Annotated in this window: 11 protein-coding genes; 2 read left to right on the forward strand and 9 right to left on the reverse strand. The window is 74.1% G+C overall.

Annotation, left to right across the window (positions count from 1 at the left end):
• Positions 1 to 9: 9 nt before the first annotated feature.
• From AC060L_RS22655 to AC060L_RS22695, 9 genes are all read right to left on the reverse strand, one after another.
• A complete protein-coding gene (locus tag AC060L_RS22655) occupies positions 10 to 1,380 on the reverse strand; it encodes a glycoside hydrolase family 16 protein (protein WP_483800687.1) in 1,371 nt (456 codons plus the stop codon).
• Positions 1,380 to 3,347 (reverse strand): glycosyltransferase, encoded by a 1,968-nt coding sequence (locus AC060L_RS22660; RefSeq protein WP_483800688.1) that lies wholly within the window; start codon positions 3,345 to 3,347, stop codon positions 1,380 to 1,382. Before AC060L_RS22660 ends, AC060L_RS22655 begins: the two co-directional genes overlap by 1 nt.
• A complete protein-coding gene (locus AC060L_RS22665; protein ID WP_483800689.1) occupies positions 3,347 to 6,268 on the reverse strand; it encodes a hypothetical protein in 2,922 nt (973 codons plus the stop codon). Before AC060L_RS22665 ends, AC060L_RS22660 begins: the two co-directional genes overlap by 1 nt.
• Positions 6,269 to 6,309: 41 nt before the next feature.
• Positions 6,310 to 7,125: a polysaccharide deacetylase family protein gene (locus tag AC060L_RS22670; RefSeq protein WP_483800690.1), complete on the reverse strand. Its 816-nt coding sequence runs from the start codon at positions 7,123 to 7,125 to the stop codon at positions 6,310 to 6,312.
• 6 nt (positions 7,126 to 7,131) lie between these two features.
• Complete coding sequence (locus AC060L_RS22675) at positions 7,132 to 9,684, reverse strand: glycosyltransferase (protein WP_483800691.1); 2,553 nt, start codon at positions 9,682 to 9,684, stop codon at positions 7,132 to 7,134.
• Positions 9,685 to 9,687: 3 nt separating this feature from the next.
• Positions 9,688 to 11,070, reverse strand: coding sequence for a glycosyltransferase (locus tag AC060L_RS22680; RefSeq protein ID WP_483800692.1), 1,383 nt, complete (start codon positions 11,068 to 11,070; stop codon positions 9,688 to 9,690).
• Positions 11,067 to 11,858, reverse strand: a complete 792-nt coding sequence (locus tag AC060L_RS22685) for a glycosyltransferase family 2 protein (RefSeq protein WP_483800693.1) — start codon at positions 11,856 to 11,858, stop codon at positions 11,067 to 11,069. Before AC060L_RS22685 ends, AC060L_RS22680 begins: the two co-directional genes overlap by 4 nt.
• Positions 11,859 to 12,357: 499 nt before the next feature.
• On the reverse strand, positions 12,358 to 14,508 hold the full coding sequence (locus tag AC060L_RS22690; RefSeq protein ID WP_483800694.1) for a putative bifunctional diguanylate cyclase/phosphodiesterase: 2,151 nt from the start codon (positions 14,506 to 14,508) through the stop codon (positions 12,358 to 12,360).
• 7 nt (positions 14,509 to 14,515) lie between these two features.
• Positions 14,516 to 15,322, reverse strand: a complete 807-nt coding sequence (locus AC060L_RS22695; protein WP_483800695.1) for an SAM-dependent methyltransferase — start codon at positions 15,320 to 15,322, stop codon at positions 14,516 to 14,518.
• A 156-nt stretch (positions 15,323 to 15,478) separates the two neighbouring features.
• Between AC060L_RS22695 and AC060L_RS22700 the strand changes: the two genes are divergently transcribed.
• Together AC060L_RS22700 and AC060L_RS22705 are read left to right on the forward strand one after the other, a co-directional pair.
• Positions 15,479 to 17,293: a glycoside hydrolase family 15 protein gene (locus AC060L_RS22700; protein ID WP_483800696.1), complete on the forward strand. Its 1,815-nt coding sequence runs from the start codon at positions 15,479 to 15,481 to the stop codon at positions 17,291 to 17,293.
• Positions 17,294 to 17,471: 178 nt separating this feature from the next.
• Positions 17,472 to 19,433: an Ig domain-containing protein gene (locus AC060L_RS22705; protein WP_483800697.1), complete on the forward strand. Its 1,962-nt coding sequence runs from the start codon at positions 17,472 to 17,474 to the stop codon at positions 19,431 to 19,433.
• Positions 19,434 to 19,473: the final 40 nt, after the last annotated feature.

Here is a 19,473-nt window from a genome sequence, read left to right on the forward strand (position 1 = left end):
GTGGTTGCGCTAGTGCTGCCAGACCCTGACCCAGTCCACGGTCAGCGTGGCGGAGTTGACGCCGGCCGGCGGTGCGGTCGGGTAGCCGACCGCCAGATCGACGAGCAGCTCCATCGCGACGTGCGGGATCATCGTCGGGTCGGTCACCTGCCACTGCTGGACACCGTCCACGTACCAGGTGATCGAGCCGGGCTCCCAGTCCATCGCGAAGACGTGCGTGGCGGCCGGGAAGTCGATCGGACCGACGTTGTGGCCGACGTGCTGGTTGCTGCCGTCCGTGCCGGACCAGTGCACGTTCATGCTCATCTCCTGCGTGCTGCCGGCGAACTCGGCCACGTCCAGCTCGGGCGGGGTGGCCTTGGTCTGCGGCATCAGCCAGAAGGCCGGGAACATGCCGCTCTGCGACGGGATCCGCAACGCGGCGGCGAAGTACCCGTAGGTGAAGGTCTGGCGGGGGCTCGCGTTCCAGGAGTCACGGCCGGTGGTGATCATGCCGGAGGTCCACGGGTAGGTCTTGCCGTCACTGCCCTTGGTCGCCTGCCGGGCGGCGGTCAGCGTGGCGCTGCCGTTGCCGACCGAGACCTGACCCGGCAGGTACCACTCGGCCTCCCGGTTGCCCGCGTTGGTGCAGCCGTCCACGTTCCAGTCGTAACAGGTGGCCCACTGCGCGTGGTTCAGCGCGGTGCCGGTGAAGTCGTCCTGGAAGACCGGGTGCCAGGGGCCCGGCGTGGCTGGACCGGTCGCCGTCGCGGGATCGCCCGGCCCGCCGGACGGTGTGACACCGTTCAGGCTCGGCATGCCGGACCCGCTGCACGCGCTGACCAGCAGCAGCGTGCCGACCGAGGCCAGCGCGCCGGCCCGGGGCAGCGCGGACCGCAGGGCGTGGCGGCTCGCGCCTTGGCCTTGGTGCTGGCCCTGGTGCTGAGCCTGGTCATCGCCGGGTTTCACGTCGGCGCGCTGCCGGGCCGCTCGGCCACCGCCGCCGCCGTCGTCGTCGCGGCGGCCCGGCCGGAGCGCCGCGACCGTCGTGATCGCGGCCAGCACGCCCACGCCGCGCGCCACGGTGAACGCGTGGTTCAGGAAGAACGCCTCCGCGACCAGCGCCGCGAGCGCCATGCCGACGGCCGGGGTGAGCACCAGGGGCTCCAGCTCCGCCAGCCGCCGCTCGCCGTGCCAGAGCCGGGAGAGCGGCGGGCGGACCACCGCTGCTCCCGGGCAGAGCAGCACGAAGAGGGTCAGCACCACGACCCGGAGCGGGCTCGCGGCCGGCAGCCGGGTGGCGAGCAGGGCGATCCAGCCGGAGAGCGCGAGGGCGATGCGTGCCGAGCGGTTCATCAGTGCGCCGTTCACGCGTGGGCCGTTCATCGGTGAGCCGTTCATCAGTGGACCCCTGTCGGGCTGGGCGGCAGGTACCGGTAGACGTCGGCGTCCGGGCCGCGGTAGATCGGGGTCAGTTGCTGCGAGCCGTCGGCGGCCGCCTTCAGCCGCGGCACGGTGTCGGCGGGCAACACGCCGGTCAGGTAGCACTCGGCGGTCTGGCCCCGGGTCAGGATCAGGTACGCGGGGCCCGGGTACCCGGCGTCCGCCTGGAGCAGCGCCGCCGTCGGGTCGGAGGTGAGCAGCTCGCGCTGGCTCAGCGACCCCTCGGAGAGCACCACCCGGTCGTGCTGGTCGTAACGCAGGTCGGCGCCGGGCAGGTTGCCGGTGACCGAGATGATCCGCGACCCTGGCGGCGCCTGGTCGATCAGCTCCTTGGTGGCCGTCACCTCACCGCTGCTGAAGTAGTTCATGCTCTCCTTGCTGTAGTAGCCGAAGAGCAGACCGCCGACCAGGCCGGCCGCGACCAGCGCCACCAGCGCGTCACGCAACCGGGCCGCGTGCGGCAGCCGGGCGCGGTGGCCGGGCTCCAGGAGGAGCGCCGCGGCGAGGAACGCGGTCGCGGGCAGTGAGAAGAGGTAGGCCCGGAAGATCATCTCGCCGCCATAGTTGTTCGCGACCAGCAGCAGCAGCGGCCCGATCACGACGGCCGGCAGGCCGGTCCGGCGGGTCCACGGCCGGCGCCACACCGCGGTCGCCGCGAGGACGAAGAGCGCGGCGGACATCGCCCGGTCCACCCACGCGACCAGCACCTGGCCGGGCGCGGCCGCACCGAGGCCGGCCAGCCCGGAGGCCACGTTGGAGTCCGGTGCGGCGAGCGCATGGAGCAGTTTGCCCAGGTTCGCCGAGACATACGGCCAGGCCACCGTGGTGTCCCAGGCCACCGTCATCACGAGCACGCCGGCCAGCACCGGCAGCACGATCCGGCGGTTGCGGCGGGGCAGCGCGAGCACCAGCGTGGTGGCGATCAGCATCACCGGGGTCAGCTGGTGCGAGGTGACCATCGCCGCCTCCAGCAGCAGCACCAGCGCGAGCCGGCTCGGCTGCCAGCCGCGCTCGCGCAGCCCGCTCGAACGGGCGCGGGACGGGTGCGCGCCGACTGGTTCGGCCGGTGCGGCCGGTTCCGCTGCGCCGGCTGTTTCAGGCGCTTCGGGCTGCCGCGCGCGCAGGCGGCGGATCACCATGGCGACCACCGTCACGTACAGCACGAACGCGAACGCCTGCGGCGAGAAGTAGTCCTGGCCGACCCAGGAGGCGGAGTAGAAGATCCACACCGCTCCCCAGACCAGCCGCCGGTCCGCGGTCAGCGCGCGGAAGAGCAGCAGCAGCGGGCCGATCAGCAGGACGTTGAAGAAGACCGGCGCCCAGACCGCGTACCCCAGCGCCGAGTGCAGCCCGGTGACCCGCAGCAGCAGCGCGTTCAGCTGGAAGAAGCCCGGCCACTGGTTGTAGATGTCCAGCCCCTGCGCGTTGGGCACCGTGCCGTTGTGCCGCACCATCGCGTCCACCACCGCGACGTGCTTCCAGGCCCAGGAGTAGCGCAGCGCCGGGTAGAGCAGGCTCGGGGTGGCGTGGATCATCGCGATCAGGCCGAGCACGTAGGCGGCCGGCCAGCCGTGCGCCAGTTGGGGCCCGCCGGCGCGGCGGGCGTGGCCGGCGTGCAGCAGCAGGGTCACGAAGCCGACCAGCAGCACGGCCAGCGCGAACCAGTAGAGCACCGGGAGGACTTGCAGCAGCCCGAGGTCGCCCATCCTCGCGAGCCGGACGTGGCGCAGCGAGAGCAGCCAGAGGGCCAGCGCGATCGGCAGTGCGAGCCGCGGGGTCCAGCGGGCGAGCTGCTCGGCGCGGCTGCGGGGGCTGCGGGGGCTCCGGGCGGGAGCGGCCGTCGGCCGGGGCGGTGCCGCTGTCGACGGGGCTGCGGGCGGCGGGGATGCCGTCGGCGGGGATGTGGGGATCGGGTGGCGGGGCATCAGCTGACCTCCGGGGTGCTACCCGGGTGAGCGGGCTCGCGGGCCGGCCGGCGGGCCGGCACGCGCAGCAGTCGGGCGATCCGGACGGGGGTGCCCAGCCGGCCGCCGTCCGGGACGGCGAGCAGCGCGAGCAGCGCGCGGGTCGGCGCGTCCTGATCCGGGAGACGGCACTGCGGGCAGCCGCCGGGGCGGTGGCCGAGCAGGCCGGTCACGGCCTGGGCCAGGGCGGGGGCGGGAGTCGGGGCGGCAGCGGCGTGCGGCGGGGTGACGGACGCGGGGGTGGGCATGGGAGCGGGCGCGGGGACGGTGAGGACGGGGACGGCGGACGGTTCGCCGAAGTGCTCCAGCAGCGCCCGGACGCCGGACGCCTGGTCCGCGCCCAGCGGCACGAAGTCGGTCTCCGCCTCGCCCTGCACCGCGGTGAAGCCCGCAGCCGGCCGGCCCTGCGCCAGCAGCCGCTCGACCAGCTCCGGGGCGAGCGCGGCGCGCCGCCCGTCCGGCTGCTCGGCGAACGCGCGCACGCACCAGAGGTAGCGCAGGTCGAGGCCGATCCCCGGCAGCTCGGCCAGCCGCCGCAGCAGCCCGCCGTCACCGGCCTCGCGCAGCGCGGCCGACAGCAACACGAGCGAGGAGGCGCCGTCGTACCCCACGCAGCCGTACTCGGCGACGCCGCCGGCGGCCCGGTAGTCGTCACAGCGGTCGCGCAGCTCGGGCAGTGAGCGGGCGGAGCAGAGCAGGGTGCGGTAGCCGTGCGTCCGCAGGGCGCGCAGGGCGAGCAGCGCGCTCGGGGCGGCGGCGGGGAAGCCGAGCCGGCCGGTCTCCAGCACGCCGTCCACGTCGAGCACGCACCAGCCGCCGGGCGAGCCGGTCGCCGGGGCGGCCGGGGTGGCCTGGTCGTCCGGGGCGGCCGGCGCGGCCAGGTACGTCGTGGTGAGGAACCGGCGGACGGCACGGGCCTGGGCCTGCCGGACCCGGTCGCACCCGCCGGGCGGCAGCGCGCCGGCCGCCGCGAGCGCCAAGTCCTGCCAGGTGTGCGCGAGTTGGAGCAGGCACCAGCGGGCGGGCGGCAGCGGGTCGCCGGTCAGCGTGCGGTAGCGGTCCAGCAGCTCGCCCTCGATCTCGGGGGCCCGCACGGCCACACCGGCCAGATCGTAGGCGGCGTCACGGCTCGCGGGGGTGGTGGCGGTGTGGGACGGGCTGGTGAGCGGGCTGACGAAGGCGGGGTCGGCCCAGTGGGTCTTGACCCAGCCGCCGGAGGCGTCGGCGACCCAGCGGGCGGGCTCGGTGCGGCCGTCGGCCAGGCACGGCCGGTCGGTGGTCAGCAGCGCCCGGGTCAGCCGGCCGGCCAGCAGCGGGAGGACCGGCACCGGGCGGACCGACCGACCCGGCCGACCGGACGACGGCACCAGCACCCGGGCAGCGGCCTCCCAGGCCGGACCACGACCGGCGAGGTGGCGGGTGCGGTCATCGGCGAGCGCGAGCCGCTGCTGCCGGGCGGTCACGTACCGCACGACGGCCGCCGGGGCGACGGTCGGCCCGGGGCGGTCCTCCCCCGGCAGCCGTTCGCGCAGCAGCACACCGTCGGCGAAGCCGTACACCCGCGGCACCAGCCCGGCCAGCCGTCCGGCCACCGCGACCTGCCGCCGCCCGAACCACCCGGTCCCCACCCACTCGGCGGTCAGCGCGAGCAACCGCGCCGACCGGTCCGGCCGTTCCACCCGCACGGTCACCGGCACCGCGAGGTGCCGGCGAGCGGACGCCGGCGTCGGCTGCCCGGCCGTCATCCCGGTCACCCGTTGGCGAACGGAGAGCGCCGCGACCACGGCGGCGCAGAGGGCCGGCGGGCGCAGGCGGGCTTGGACGGCCCACTGGTCGGCGGGCAGCAGGACGCAGGGGTAGGGGGCGAGGGTGGCGGGGACGGAAGGGGCGCTGGGGGCAGCCGGTGGTTCGGGCGGGAGGACGGCGAGCAGCGGGATGACGGCCGTGTCCGCGAACCCACGTCGGACGGCGCTCCGTGCCACCTCCGCGACGGGGGCCACGGCGGCGGCCGCAGCAGGACCACCGTCGGGCTGCGGATCGGCGAGCAGCAGCACCGCGCCGCCCGTACGGACGCTGCGGCGGATCGCGGCCCGCTCTCCGGGCAGCAGCGCGCCACCGGGACGGGTGGTGCCGACCGTCACGTCCCGGTAGCCGCGCGATCGCAGCGCGGCGCCCGCCAGCGGCGCCAGGTAGCTCCCGCCGGTCCGCACGCCGACCACCAGCAGCGGTCGCTCCTGCGTGGGGTGGCCTGCGGCGAACCGGGCGACGAGTTCGGTCACGTCGTCGGGGTGCAGGTCGAGCGCGGTGAAGCAGGCCGGTTGCCGCAGCAGGCTGTGCCGCAGCACCCGGGGCAGCGGCGAGGCGGGGGCGGGCGCGCCGACGTGCGGCCTTGCGCCGCGCCGGGTGGGGGTGTCCGCGGCGGCCTGGCGCAGCGCGTCGACGAGTGCCGCGCGCCGGGCTGGGTCGACCGTGCCGGGGGCCACGACGAGCTCCGCCAGGCCGTCCGCCAGCCGGGCCATCCGGCGGGACCAGCGCAGGATGCGCCGCCGCGCGGTACGCGCCAGGAGAGCCCGCAGCGCGGTGTCCAGCCAGAGCATCACCCGCAGCAGGATCGCGGGCACTGCCCGGCCCGGCGTGGCCAGGCTGGTCAGGGTCCGGCGCAGGAGGGTGTCCGTGCCCTGGAGGCGGTCGTCCACCACCTGGACCGCACCCGCCGTCAGCAGGAACGCGTCCAGCCAGTCGTCGTCGGCGATCGCGGGCGGAAGGCGGTCGGTGAGGTCGTGCAGGGTTTGCAGGGGGTCGAGGAGGGTGACGGGCACGGCCGCCGGGTCGTGGCCGTCGGGGGCCGCGTCAGGCGTTGTCCTGGTCTGTGAGTCGACCATGATTCAGCCTCCCTCTCGGCCATGTCGGGCGCATCGTGGGGTCATCCGGCGGCGGGGCCGCCGGCGGGGTTGCCCAGGGCGGCGCGGGTGCGCCGGTAGAGGCGCCAGCCTCTGGTCCTGAGCGATTCGGGGTGCGGGGCGACCGGGGCGCCGTCGCCTCGGGCCCAGCGTTGGTACAGGTCGGGCGTGGTGTCCGCGCGGACGGTCAGCCGGGCGATCCGCATCGGGTCGTCACCCTGTGAACTGAAGGAGTTCGCCACCGCACAGGCGGAGCTCCAGCCCGCCGCGCCGACCCTGCGGCGTACCGCGCCGCTGGAGTAGCCGTGCGGGTACGAGAAGCTGGTGACGGGGTGGCCCAGCGCGTCCTCCAGGACCTCCTTGCAGCCGGCGACCTCGGCGTCGAGGCGGCCGCGAGCGAGGGTGTCGAGTTGGGCGTGGGTCTGGCTGTGGCCGCCGAGTTCGATCAGGCCGTCGGCGTCGAGCGCGGTGATCTGGCGCCAGTTGAGCATCTCGGCGGGTCCGAGCCGGCTGCCGGTGCCGCGCTCGCCGGGCGGGTGGACGGCGCCGGTGACGAGGTAGAGGGTGGCCGGCCAGTCGCGGTCGGCGAGCAGCGGGGCGACCGTCCAGAAGAAGTCGGCGAATCCGTCGTCGAAGGTCAACACCACTGCTCGGTCCGGCAGTTGGTGTCCCCCACGCTGGGCGGCGACGAGTCGGCGCAGCGGGACCACGGTGCACCCGGCGGCCGCCAGGATCGCGAGCTGCTCGGCGAAGGCGCGCGGGGTGACGGTGTACGGCGCGATCCAGCCGGGCGGGTCGGCGCTCACCGAGTGGTAGAGCAGCACCGGGACGGCGGTCATGGCCCATCACTGCCCGTCACTGCGCGCCGGGGCACCACCGACTGCAGCGCCACCGACTGCGGCACCGTCGGCGGGGACCACGGCCGCCGACGCCGCCGACGCTCCCGTACCCCGGACGCGCCCCTGCCAGCTGCCGAGCAGGTAGCCGAGGACGGTGGCACCGGTGCCCGCGCAGAGTGCGGCGAGCGTGCGCAGGCCGCCGTCCGCCGTGCCGGGCCGCAGCGAGCGCAGCGCGGCCTGCGGCAGCGTGGCGCGCAGGTAGCGCCGTTCGCTGGCCAGCGCGCGGTACGGCCCGGCGTAGCGGGCGACGGCCGCCTTCGAGCGGCCCTCGGCGTAGCAGCGGGCCCGGAAGTACGCCCAGCGGGTGCGCGCGGCCGGCACGTGGTGCCGGACGGCCGCCGCCGGCTCGTAGTGCAGCAGGCCGTCGGGGTGGCGTTCGGCCAGCCGCAGGCAGAGCTCGGTCTCCTCGCAGCCCAGCGGACGGCTGCCGACCCGGCCGAGGTCGGTGCGGAACCCGCCCGCGTCGAGCAGCTCGGCCCGCCGGAAGGACATGTTGGCGCCGATGAAGTTCCGCACCCGGGTGGGGTGTTCGGGCAGGCCGCGATAGGAGCAGCCGACCACCCAGTCGAACTCGGGCGGGAACCAGGCCGGTCGGCCGGTCTCCCACCAGGGGCGGACCAGGCCGCCGACGCCGAGCACCGCGTGATCCTGGTAGCCGGCCAGCAGCCGGGCGGTCCAGTCGGGGTCGGCGACCGCGTCGTCGTCCAGGAACGCGACCACCTCGCCGCGGGCGGCGGCCACGCCGGTGTTGCGCGCGCCGGACAGGCCGCGCTGCTGCTGATTGGCCATCACGCTGACCATCACGTCGGCGCCGGCAAGCTCGGCGGCGGCGCGGGCGGCCAGCTCGGGGCAGTGGTCGATGACCAGCAGCAGCTCCTCGACCGGGTGCCGCTGGCGCCGCACCGAAGCCACGGCGGCGACCAGGTCGTCCCAGCGCCGGGTGGTGTAGGCGCAGATCACGACGGAGACAGTGGGCGACGGGGAGGAGGTGGGCGACGGGGAGGAGGTGGGCGGCGTGCCATCGGGGGCGGTCGTCCGGTCCGTCGGCGCGACGGTGGGCGGCGCGACGGTGGGCAGCGGGCCGGGCGTGGTGGCCATCGGGTCCTCCGATCGGGGGAGCCAGCGCGGCAGCGTCAGCAGCAGTGGGACCGCGAGCACGATCTCGGCGAGCAGCCAGGCGAGCGCCACGCCGGTCAGGCCGAGCACGGGCATCAGCGTGACGGCCAGGCCGACCACCAGCACCAGCAGCACCGCCTGCAGCCCGACCGCCCAGCCGAGCCGGCGCCGGGCCCGGGCGACGTCGATGGCGACGTCGAGCACCAGGTTCGGCAGCGCGGCGAGCGCCAGCAGCCGCAGCGGCGTGGTGCCCGCGGCCGCGTAACCGGGGCCGAAGAACTGCAGGATCCAGGGGGCGAGCACGATCAGCACAGCGGCGCCGGCCGCGATCAGCCGGCCGCTGTGCCGCAGCACGGTGCGGGCGTGCTCGGCCAGCCGGGCCGGCTCGTGGGCGGCCTCCACGATCAGCGAGGCGCCCATGTTGTAGGCGGTCATGAAGAGCGTGAAGGCGACCACCCAGGCCAGCGAGAAATAGGCGTTCTGCTCGGGGCCGAGCATGGTGAGCACCAGCAGCGGCACCACGTTGTACGCGGAGAGCCGGCAGAGCGAGCCCGCGTAGTCGGCGCTCGCGTAACGCAGCAGGCCGCGCGGCGCGGCGGCGGCGGGCGCCCGGCGCTGGTGGGCCGGCAGCGCCCGGGTGAACAGGTAGGTCGAGGTGACCGCGAGCGAGACGACCAGCGCGCCGGCCCAGGAGAGCAGGATCCCGCTGCGCAGCGCGAGCAGGCCGCAGAGCAGCAGGAGGAGCGTCTTGACCAGGGCGAAGACGGCGTTCTCGGCCAGCACCCAGCCGGGCCGGCGCAGGCCGGTCAGCGTGCCGTCCTGGATCACGAAGATCGCGTAGACGGCGGTGCCGAGCACGAAGCCGAGCGAGGTCGGCCACGTGCGCAGGAACCCGAGCTCGGGGATGAGCCGCGGGATCAGCAGCAGGAAGCCCACCGCCGCCAGCGCGCTCGCACCGGCGGCCGCGGCGTAGCAGCGCACCACCAGGCGGCGTGCGTGCCGACCGGCGGTCGGCACGAAGCGGATCAGCACGTCGTTGAGGTTGAGCTGGCCGAAGCCGGCCAGCAGGCTCGCGGCGGAGACCACCGCGTACGCCAGGCCGACCTCGCGGACGCTGTACCAGGACGTCGCGAAGAGCCAGAAGATCGCGCCGAGGGACGCGGTGAGCAGCGAACTCATGGTCAGCAGATGGCCGTTGCGCAGCAGCGGGGCACCGGTGCGGGCGGTACGGCCGGTGAGCAGCCGGCCGCCGTGGCCGGCGATCGCCCTGCGCAGCGGCGGCAGGGCGCGGACCCGGGCCTGGAGCAGCGCCGGGTATCCGCAGGCCCCGTCCCGTTCCCGGGCGACCAGCCGACGGTGCGCAAGCTGCGATGCGGTGGCCATCGCTCAGCCCCCGATCCGGGCTTCTCTGACCCGGCTGCGCAGGTAGCCGAGCGGACCGTAGGCCAGTCCGCGCAGCTCGCGCCGGCTCAGCACCCGGCCGTCCAGCGCACCGGCGCTGGGGTCCCCCGGTGAGACGTCGGGCGCGGCGACGGGCGAGCCGGCAGGCGTGTCACCGGCCGGCCCGGCCGTCTCGTAGCGGTGGGCGCGGTGCGCCGCGTGCCGCACGCCGCCCGGTATCCGGCGCACCAGGCCCGGCAGCATCGCGGGTTCGGCGGCGACGGCGGCGAGCAGGAAGGCGCCCAGGCCCGCGCCGTAGCCGAAGGCCTGGGCGCTCACCTCGTCGGCGAAGCGGTGGTGGCGGTGCCAGATCAGCGCCTCGGGCCAGTAGGCGAGCGTGTAGCCGACCGCCAGCACCCGGAAGAACGCGAGCAGGTCGTCGCCGCCCTTGGCCGGGGTGCCGGCGCCCATCGCCGGATCGAAGCCGCCGATCCGGCGCAGCGCTGCGGCCCGGAACGCCATGTTCGCGCCGGTGCCGAACTGCCCTGCGGTGAACGGGAAAAGCGGGTCGCTCGGCGGCTGTGCCAGGGACCAGCTGGCCGCCGTGAAACCCTTGGTGAAGCCGCAGAGCCGGTCCTGCGCGGCCTGCGCCGCGGTCTCCAGCTCGGCGGGCAGCACCAGTCCGGTGACGCAGCCGATCTGCGGGTCGGTGGCGAACGCGTCGGCCAGCGCGGTCAGCCAGCCGGGGTCGGCCATCGTGTCGTCGTCGGCGAACGCGCAGATCGTGCCGTGCGCGGCGGGCAGCGCCCGGTTGCGCGCCCGGCCCAGGCTGGCGATCGGCTCGCGCAGGTAGCGGACCCGGCCCGGGTAGCGCTCGCGGACCAGCTCCCTGGCCGCGTCGTCGGCAGGCGCGTTGTCCACCACGATCACCTCGTAGCTCGGGTAGTCGTTGCGCAGCAGGGAGTCGAGGCAGAGCCGGAGCTGGTCCGCCCGGTTGTGGGTCGCCACGATCACGCTGATCGGCTCGGGGCCCGCGGGCGTCCCGGCGCGTCCCGCCCGACTGGGACGCGCTCGGGACGTCGCGGTGGTCTGATCGGCCGATCCGGTGGAGCAAGGGAGTTCGCGATGTGCGGCATCGACCAGCGCTCCACGCAGTCCGGCGTGATCGCCGGGTGCGCCACTGGCCGTGACCAGTCCGAGCGGGTGTCCGTGCAGCCGCACCAACGCCAACACGCGTCCGTCCGGTTCGGTCGGCCGCCGACTGCCGGGCGCGCGCAGCCGGTCGGGCTCGGCCAGGTCGAACTCGACCACCTGAACGGGGGTGTAGGGCGTTTCGCGGGCGGCAAGGCGGGGGCAGGCCGGTTCGGCGCGCCGGTCGGAGCCGTTCATCGCTCCCCCACGGCCTTCGTGCGCGCGGGCCGGGCACCGGGGCGCTCGGCGATGAGTGTCCGCAGTACCCGTCGGCCGTCCGAAACCGCGTGCAGGTGCGATCGCCCGCTGCGGCGAGGGAGTTCGAGGCTCGGGACTTCGGCGATCCGCAGTCCCAGGCGGAGCGCGTGGGTGACCATCTCGGCCTCGATCTCGAAGCCGGTGGCGCGCAGTTCCAGGGTGTCCAGGAAGCTGCGCCGGAACGCGCAGTAGCCGTAGCAGAGGTCGGTCAGGCGGGCGCCGTAAAGCCGGTTGACGACGCCGAGCAGCGCGCGGTTGCCGAGCGAGCGGATCACCGTGAGGTCGAGCGAACCGCCGCCCGCGAGGTAGCGCGAGCCCTTGACGAAGTCGTAACCGTGGTCGAGGAAGTGGACGTAGTGCGGGATCTCGCCGGGTGACATCGAGCCGTCCGCGTCGATCATCACCACGTACTCGCCGGTGGCGGCGGCGAATCCGGTGCGCAGGGCGTTGCCCTTGCCGGGCCCGCGCTGGCGCACGGTCCGCACGGCGGGCAGGCACTCGGTGGCCATCCGCAAGGTGGCGTCGACCGAATCGCCGTCGACCAGCAGGACTTCGTCCACGCAGCGCGGGATCTGCTCGAACACCCAGGGGATGTTCCGGGCTTCGTCCCGGGCCGGGACGACCAGGCTGACGGTGTGTCGCAGCGCCGTCCGGTCACCGGCCCGGCGCCGCACGCGGTCGTCGGCCCGGCGCGCGGGGGCGCCTGGGGGCATGGTGGTGCTGCTCATGGGGGTACGCCTCTCGGGAGGCACGGGCGCACGACGCTCTGACTCGGCAGGCATGACTCGGCAAGCACGACTCGCACGACTCGCATGACTCGGCAGGCGTGAATCGGCGAACCTGGCTCGGGGAGCCCAGGGGGCGCCCTGGTGGGAACGGGCGGCGGGCCGCTCGGGCGGCGGCAGGGAGCCCGTCGAAGGGGGCTGAGCGGGACGCTCTCCCCGGGCGTCCGTTCGCTCTGGCTGGTCGGGCGGGCCAGGTGATCGGGCTGATGATCGGAAACAGTGATCGGGCTTGTCGATCGGGCCCTGATGCCCCCGCCCCGGTGGCGGTGCCTCTCGCTGGGAGGCCGTGCTCCTCGGGGTGGTACCAGGACTCCATGGTCTGCCCGCTACTCACAGGGAGTCAAGGGGTTTTGTCCACTTCCGGGCGATTTGCCGAGCTGTTTACCCGGGCCGGTCACCCAGCGTGGCTCGTCCGGACAGAGCCCTACGCCCGGACGGTGCCCTAGGCCGCGCCCGCCTCCACGATCCGCCGGGCGATCTCCTCGGGCCGGGCCGGGCGCCCGAAGTGCCAGCCCTGCGCGCGGTCGCAGCCCATCGAGCGCAGCCGTTCCGCGTGGTCGGCGTTCTCCACGCCCTCCGCGGTCACCGTCAGCCCCAGCGTGTGCGCCAGCGAGACCAGCCCGCCGACGATCCGCCAGCCCAGCACCTGCTCGCGCCCGGACTCCTTGAGGTCGCTGACGAAGGAGCCGGCGATCTTCAGCCCGGACACCGGCAGGTCGCGCAGGTAGGCCAGGTTGGACCAGCCGGTGCCGAAGTCGTCCACCGCGAGCGAGACGCCCATGTCGACCAGCGAGTGCAGTGCGCGCAGCGACTCGTCCTGCGGGCCGACCACCGCGCTCTCGGTGATCTCCAGCTGGAGCCGGCTCGGCTCCAGGCCGGTGGTGCGCAGGATCCGGTCGATGTCGGTGACCAGCGCGGCGTTGCGGACCTGACGGACCGCCAGGTTGACCGACATCTGCGGTGCCCGGTCGCCGAACTCGGCCACCCAGTCCGCCGCCTGGCTGCACGCCTGCTCCAGCACCCAGCGGCCGAGCGGCATGATCAGACCGGTCTCCTCGGCGGTGCCGATGAACTCGTCCGGGCCGAGCACGCCGAGCTGCGGGTGGCGCCAGCGGACCAGCGCCTCGACCGCCGTGAGCCGCCCGTCGGCCAGGTTGCACAGCGGCTGGTAGTCGATGAAGAACTCGCCGCGGTCCAACGCGACCGGCATCCGCACCGAGACCGCGTACCGGCTCACCGCGCGCGCGTTGCGCTGCGGGTCGAAGAGCGTCCAGCGGCCGCGGCCCTCCTCCTTGGCCCGGTAGAGCGTGAGGTCCGCCGCCCGCACCGCGGCCATCGGGGTGGTCGCCGCGACCGGCCGCTCCAGCACGCCGACGCTGGCGCCGACGGCGAGCCGGTGCCCGTCGATCGGCACCGGCTTGGCGAGCGCCGCGAGCACCGTCTTGGCCGCCGCGATCGCCTCCTGCTCGCCGCGGCAGTCCTCCAGCAGCACCACGAACTCGTCGCCGCCGAGCCGGGCCACCAGGTGGCCGAGCGGGCGCAGCGCGGACTCCAGCCGCAGCGCGACGGCGGCGAGCAGCTGGTCGCCCATCTCGTGGCCGAGGCTGTCGTTGACCACCTTGAAGCCGTCCAGGTCCACGTAGCACAGCCCGAACCGGGCGCCCGGGTCCGGCGACTCGAAGACCGCCTCCAGCCGCTCGAAGAAGGCCGAGCGGTTCGGCAGACCGGTCAGCGGGTCGTGGGTGGCCTGGTGGCGCAGGCGCTCCTGGAGCCGGTAACGGTCGGTGATGTCCTCCAGCATGGCGACCTGGTAGACCGGCAGGCCGTCGTCGTCGCGGATCAGCGAGACGGTCAGGTGGGTCCAGACCACCTCGCCGTCCTGGCGGTAGTACGGCTTGTCGAAGCTGAAGTGCTCGCGCTTGCCGCCGACCAGCTCCTCGTACGCCTCCCAGACGCCCGGGGTGTCCTCGGGGTGCACCAGGTCGTTGACCCGGCGGCCCAGCATGTCCTCCGGGCGGGCGCCGAAGATCTCCTGCAGGGCCTTGTTCGCGGCCAGGATGTTGCCCTCGACGTCGCCGATCCCGATCCCTATGGCGGCGCTCTCGAAGAGCGCCCGGAACCGTGCCTCGGACTCGCGCAGCGCCCGCTCGGCGTCCCGCCGGGCGGTGTCGGCGGCCAGCCGGATCGCCTCCTGCTCCTGCAGGGTGCGCTCGCGCAGCGCGGCGGCCCAGCCGGCCGCGAAGGCGCCGGCCAGCTCCGCGGCCTGGGCCGGCGACTGCTCACCGGTGTGCAGCAGGGCGACCGCCTGGGCCAGCAGCACCGGGTCGGTGAAGTGCGCCTCGACCAGCAGCGCGCCGGCCTCGGCGGCCGAGCTGTCGTCCAGCGGGTCGGCGTGCTGGGCGCCGTGCAGCAGCTCGGTGGTCCGGGTGACCAGCCGGCGCAGCGCGCCCGGGTGCATCGCACCGCCCTGGCTGCCGTGCAGCAGCCGGGCCCAGGCGTCCGGGTCCGGGGCGGCGGGCAGCCGCTGCGGCGCGGCCGTGGACGGTGCCCGGGCCGTCAGGGCCCGGTCACCGTCAGGGGGTGTGGTGCTCACGGTGTCCTCACGTCAGCAGCCCGACGCCGACCACGCCGACCATCCGCTCGGGGTTCTCGCCGACCGCCAGCGGGTCGTCCGGGCGCCACTGCGGGAGGTAGACGACGCCCGGCTCGACGACCTCGAAGCCGTCGAAGAGGCCGCGGATCCGCTCGACCGAACGCATGGTGAGCGGGGTCGGGGTGCGGTTGTACAGGTCCTGGTGCGAGTCGGCCTGGTCCGGGCGGCCCTCGAACGAGGCGTGGCAGATCGCGAGCGCACTGCCCTTGGGCAGCGCGTCGCGCAGCCGGCGCACGATGCGCTCCGGGTCCTGCTCGTCGGTGACGAAGTGCAGCACGGCCACCAGCAGCAGCGCGACCGGCTCACCGGCGGCGAGCAGCTCGACCACCTCGGGGCGGGCCAGCAGCTCCTCGGGGTCGGTCAGGTCGGCCTCGACCACCGAAGAGAGCTTGTCGTCCTCCAGCAGCAGGCGGCTGTGCGCGACCGCGACCGGGTCCTTGTCCACGTAGACGACCCGGCTGTCCGGCTGGATCTCGCGGGCCACCTCGTGCACCGCGCCGAAGGTCGGGATGCCGGAGCCGACGTCCAGGTAGCGGGTGAAGCCGCGCTCGGCCAGGTACGTGACCGAACGGCGCAGGAACGCGCGGTTCGCGCGCATGATCAGCGGCAGGTCCGGCCAGAGCTTGATGGCCTTGCGGGCCATCTCGCGGTCGGCCGCGAAGTTGTGGGAGCCGCCCAGGTAGTAGTCGTAGACGCGCGCCGCCGCCGGCCGGTCAAGATCCATATCCGCGGGCACCCACGGTGGTCGCCGCATCAAGGTCCCCTTCCGCCACTGAGCTGTACAAGAGGCTCAGGGGTCATCCTACCGACCCGCCCCCGCCCCAACCGGCCGGGACCGGGTTGAGCAGGCCCTTCACGAACCCGCGGCGCGGATGGGCGGAGCAGGCGGGCGCGGCGGAGAATGGGCCGCATGGCGGGACGGATCGAGGACTACGGCCTGATCGGCGATCTGCAGACCGCCGCGCTGGTCGGCCGGGACGGTTCGATCGACTGGCTCTGCCTCCCCCGCTTCGACTCCCCCAGCTGCTTCGCCGCGCTGCTCGGCGACGACCGGCACGGCAGCTGGCGGCTCGCCCCGGCCCCCGCCGGCGAGTACCGCGCGACCCGCCGCTACCAGGACGGCACGCTGGTGCTGGAGACCTGCTGGCAGGGCCCGGACGGAGAAGTCCGGGTGACCGACTTCATGCCACAGCGTGAGCACGACCCGCAGCTGATCCGGATCGTCACCGGCCTGAGCGGCGCGGTGCGGATGTGCGGTGAGCTCCGGCTGCGCTTCAACTACGGCCGCAGCGTGCCCTGGGTGCGCCGCACCGACCACCACCGGGTGGCGGTCGCCGGGCCGGACTCGGCCTGGCTGCGGGTGCCCGACGGCGTCCACACCTTCGGCCACCAGGGTGCCACCCGGTCGGAGTTCACCGTGCAGGCCGGCGAGACGGTGCCGTTCGTGCTGACCTGGCAGCCCTCGCACCGGTCGGCCGCCCGCCGCAGCGACCCGCTGCGCGAGCTGGCGCGGACCACCGAGCGCTGGCAGGAGTGGGCGGCCGGCTGCCGCTACCAGGGCCCCTGGCGGGCGGCGGTGCTGCGCTCGCTGATCACCCTCAAGGCGCTCGCCTACGCGCCGACCGGCGGGATCGTGGCCGCGGCCACCGCCGGACTGCCCGAGGTGCTGGGCGGCGAGCGCAACTGGGACTACCGCTACTGCTGGCTGCGCGACTCCAGCATGACGCTCTCCGCGCTGCTGGCCGGCGGCTTCCGCGAGGAGGCGGCGGCCTGGCGGCGCTGGCTGCTGCGCGCGATCGCCGGCGACCCCGGCGACCTGCAGGCCGTGTACGGCGTGGCGGGCGAGCGCGGGCTGCCGGAGACCGAGGCCGACTGGCTGCCGGGGCACGCCGGCTCGGCGCCGGTGCGATTCGGCAACGCGGCCGTCGGGCAGCTCCAACTCGACGTCTACGGCGAGGTGGTGGACACGCTGCACCTGGCCTGGGCGGCCGGCGTGCCGATGGAGCGCCAGGTCTGGTCGCTGCTGCGGACGCTGATGGCCTACCTGGAGGAGCACTGGCGGGAGCCGGACGAGGGCCTCTGGGAGGTGCGCGGCAGGCGGCGGCAGTTCGTGCACTCCAAGGTGATGTCCTGGGTCGCGGCGGACCGCGCGGTGCGCCTCGCCGAGGCGACCGGCCTGCCGGCGCCGGTCGAGCGCTGGCGCGCGATGCGCGAGGCGGTGCACGCGGACGTCTGCGCGCACGGCTACGACGAACGGCTCGGCGCGTTCGTCCAGCACTACGGCGGACGGGAGCTGGACGCCGCGACGCTCTTCGTGGCGAAGACCGGGTTCCTGCCCCCGGACGATCCTCGGGTGCGCCGCACGGTGGCCGCCGTCCGGGACGGCCTGGACCACGGCGGCTTCGTGCGCCGCTACGCGGCGGTGGACGGCCAGGACGACGGCGGGCTCCCCGGACCGGACGGACTGCGCGGGGCGGACGGGCTGCGCGGCGCGGAGGGCGCGTTCGTCGCGTGTTCGTTCTGGTTGGCCGACGCGCTGGCCGAGATCGGGCAGCAGGCCGAGGCCCGCGAGCTCTTCGACCGTACGGTCGGGCTCGGCAATGACCTCGGCCTGCTCGCGGAGGAGTGGGACCCGCTGACCGGCCGCCAACTCGGCAACACCCCACAGGCGTTCAGCCATGTGGCACTGGTGAACGCGGCATTCACGCTGAGCCGGGCGCAGTAGCGGCCCTGGCGACTGCAGTAGCGGCCCTGGCGACTCCAGCCTCGCCACCACCAACAGTATCCAACATCACCAAACAATAAACCTCAGGCACGGGTCTTGACCCATGTGATGGGTGACATGTGTCATTGCACTGCCCCTTCCGGGTCCCCATCCCATTCTCAGAGAGTCAGGAACCCCTGTGCCCACAGCCCGTTCCCAGCTCGGCCCCCGTCTGAAGAGGATCCTGCTGGCCGGCGTCGCGTTCGGCGTCGCCACGGCCGGCGTCACCGGCACCGCAAGCGCGCAGAGTCCCGCGCCGAAGCCGCCGGTCGCAGTCGACTCCCATCCCGCGTCCGAGGGCTGGCAGCAGATCAACGGCACCTGGGTGCAACTCGGTGCGGTACGCCCGCATGTGATGCCCAATGCCAAGACCTTCGCCGCCCAGCAGAGCTCGCAGTCGAATGCCAAGCAGAGCGCCCAGCCGAACGGCATCGAGACGCCGAACAACAACTACGACCTGCAGATGACCTACCGCGGCGGCCAGGACTCGATCGGTGTCACCACCGGGCCGCCCAAGGTCTACCTGGTCTACTGGGGAAGCCAGTGGGGCACCCAGGGCACCGACCCGGCCACCGGCGACACCACGCTGACCGGCGACCCGGACGCCGCCGCGCCGTACCAGCAGGAGTTCTTCAAGGGCCTGGGCAGCAGCACCGACACCTGGTCCAAGGTGATGACGCAGTACTGCGAGGGCACCGCGGCAGGCTCCAGCCGCTGTCCCGACGGCACCAACCACGTCGGCATGCCGACGGCGGGCCAGACCCTGTCGGGCGTCTGGGTGGACAACTCGGCGCCGTCCCCGGCGGCCGCCACCGAGCCGCAGATCGCGGCCGAAGTCCTGGCCGCGGCCAAGCACTTCGGCAACGGTGACCCGAACCAGAACCGCAACGTCCAGTACATCATCAACACCCCGCAGGGTGAGGACTCGGACAAGTGGAAGGAGCTGGGCTACTGCGCCTGGCACACCTTCATGCGCACCCCGTCGTCCGGCACCCTGGCGTACACGCTGATGCCGTACCTGACCGACGTCCCGGACTGCGGCACGAACTGGATCAACCCCGGCGCGCGCGGCCGGCTTGACGGCTACGGCATCATCGGCGGCCACGAGTACGCGGAGACCATCACCGACCAGAACCCGTCCGGCGCGTGGACCGACGCGACCGGCCAGGAGATCGGTGACAAGTGCTCCTGGATCCCGGTCGGTTCGAACGGCGGGATGTTCAACCTCCAGCTCTCCACCGGCAGTTTCCCGGTCCAGACGATGTGGTCCAACTACGACCACCTCTGCATGGGCGACGACCCGGTCTTCGCCAACAAGCCGCTGCTGGTGACCAAGCCGTGCGACCAGACGCTCCAGGCGGGCTCGAAGCTCGACCTCGCCGTGCTCGCCTCGGACACCACCGGACGGCCGATCGGCTACAGCGCCAAGGGCCTGCCCGCCGGGCTGCGGATCAACGCCACGACCGGCCACATCACCGGCACCACGAAGGCCGTCGGCTGGCGCAGCATCACCGTGACCGGTAGCGACGCCAGCGGCAACAGCCAGAGCCAGACCTTCCGAGCAGGCTTCTTCAACGGCCCGCAGACCGGCTGCGCCCCGATCGAGCAGCTGAACGACCCGGGCTTCGAGAACGGCACCTACGACCACGGCGTCTGGAACCCCTCGGGCTACAACGTCATCACGCCGTCCAGCGCGCACCAGGCGCACAGCGGCAACTCGTACGCCTGGCTGGGCCGGGACACCACCAGCGACGACTCGATCACCCAGTGGGTGGAGACCACGCCGGGCTACAGCAAGGAGTCCCTCTCCTTCTGGCTGAACATCACCGGCACGGCCACCAACACCCCGGCGCCGACCGGCCCCGGCGTGGACACGCTCTCGCTGGAGCTCTACGACCAGTACACGGGCAACTACATGGCCACGGTGAAGACCTGGACCAACCTGGACACCACCGGTAAGGGCTACCAGCTCCAGAACTTCGACCTGACCCCGTACGTGACCAAGGAGTTCGGCTCGACGGTCGGCATCAAGCTGGTCTCGCACTCGACCAGCGGCAAGACCGCGTTCCTGATCGACGACGCCTCGGTGAAGCTCACCTGAGTCGTCGTGTCAGCTGGCCCCTGCCGTCGGCGGACGGCAG

This window comes from Kitasatospora sp. NEAU-69, from assembly GCF_057158765.1.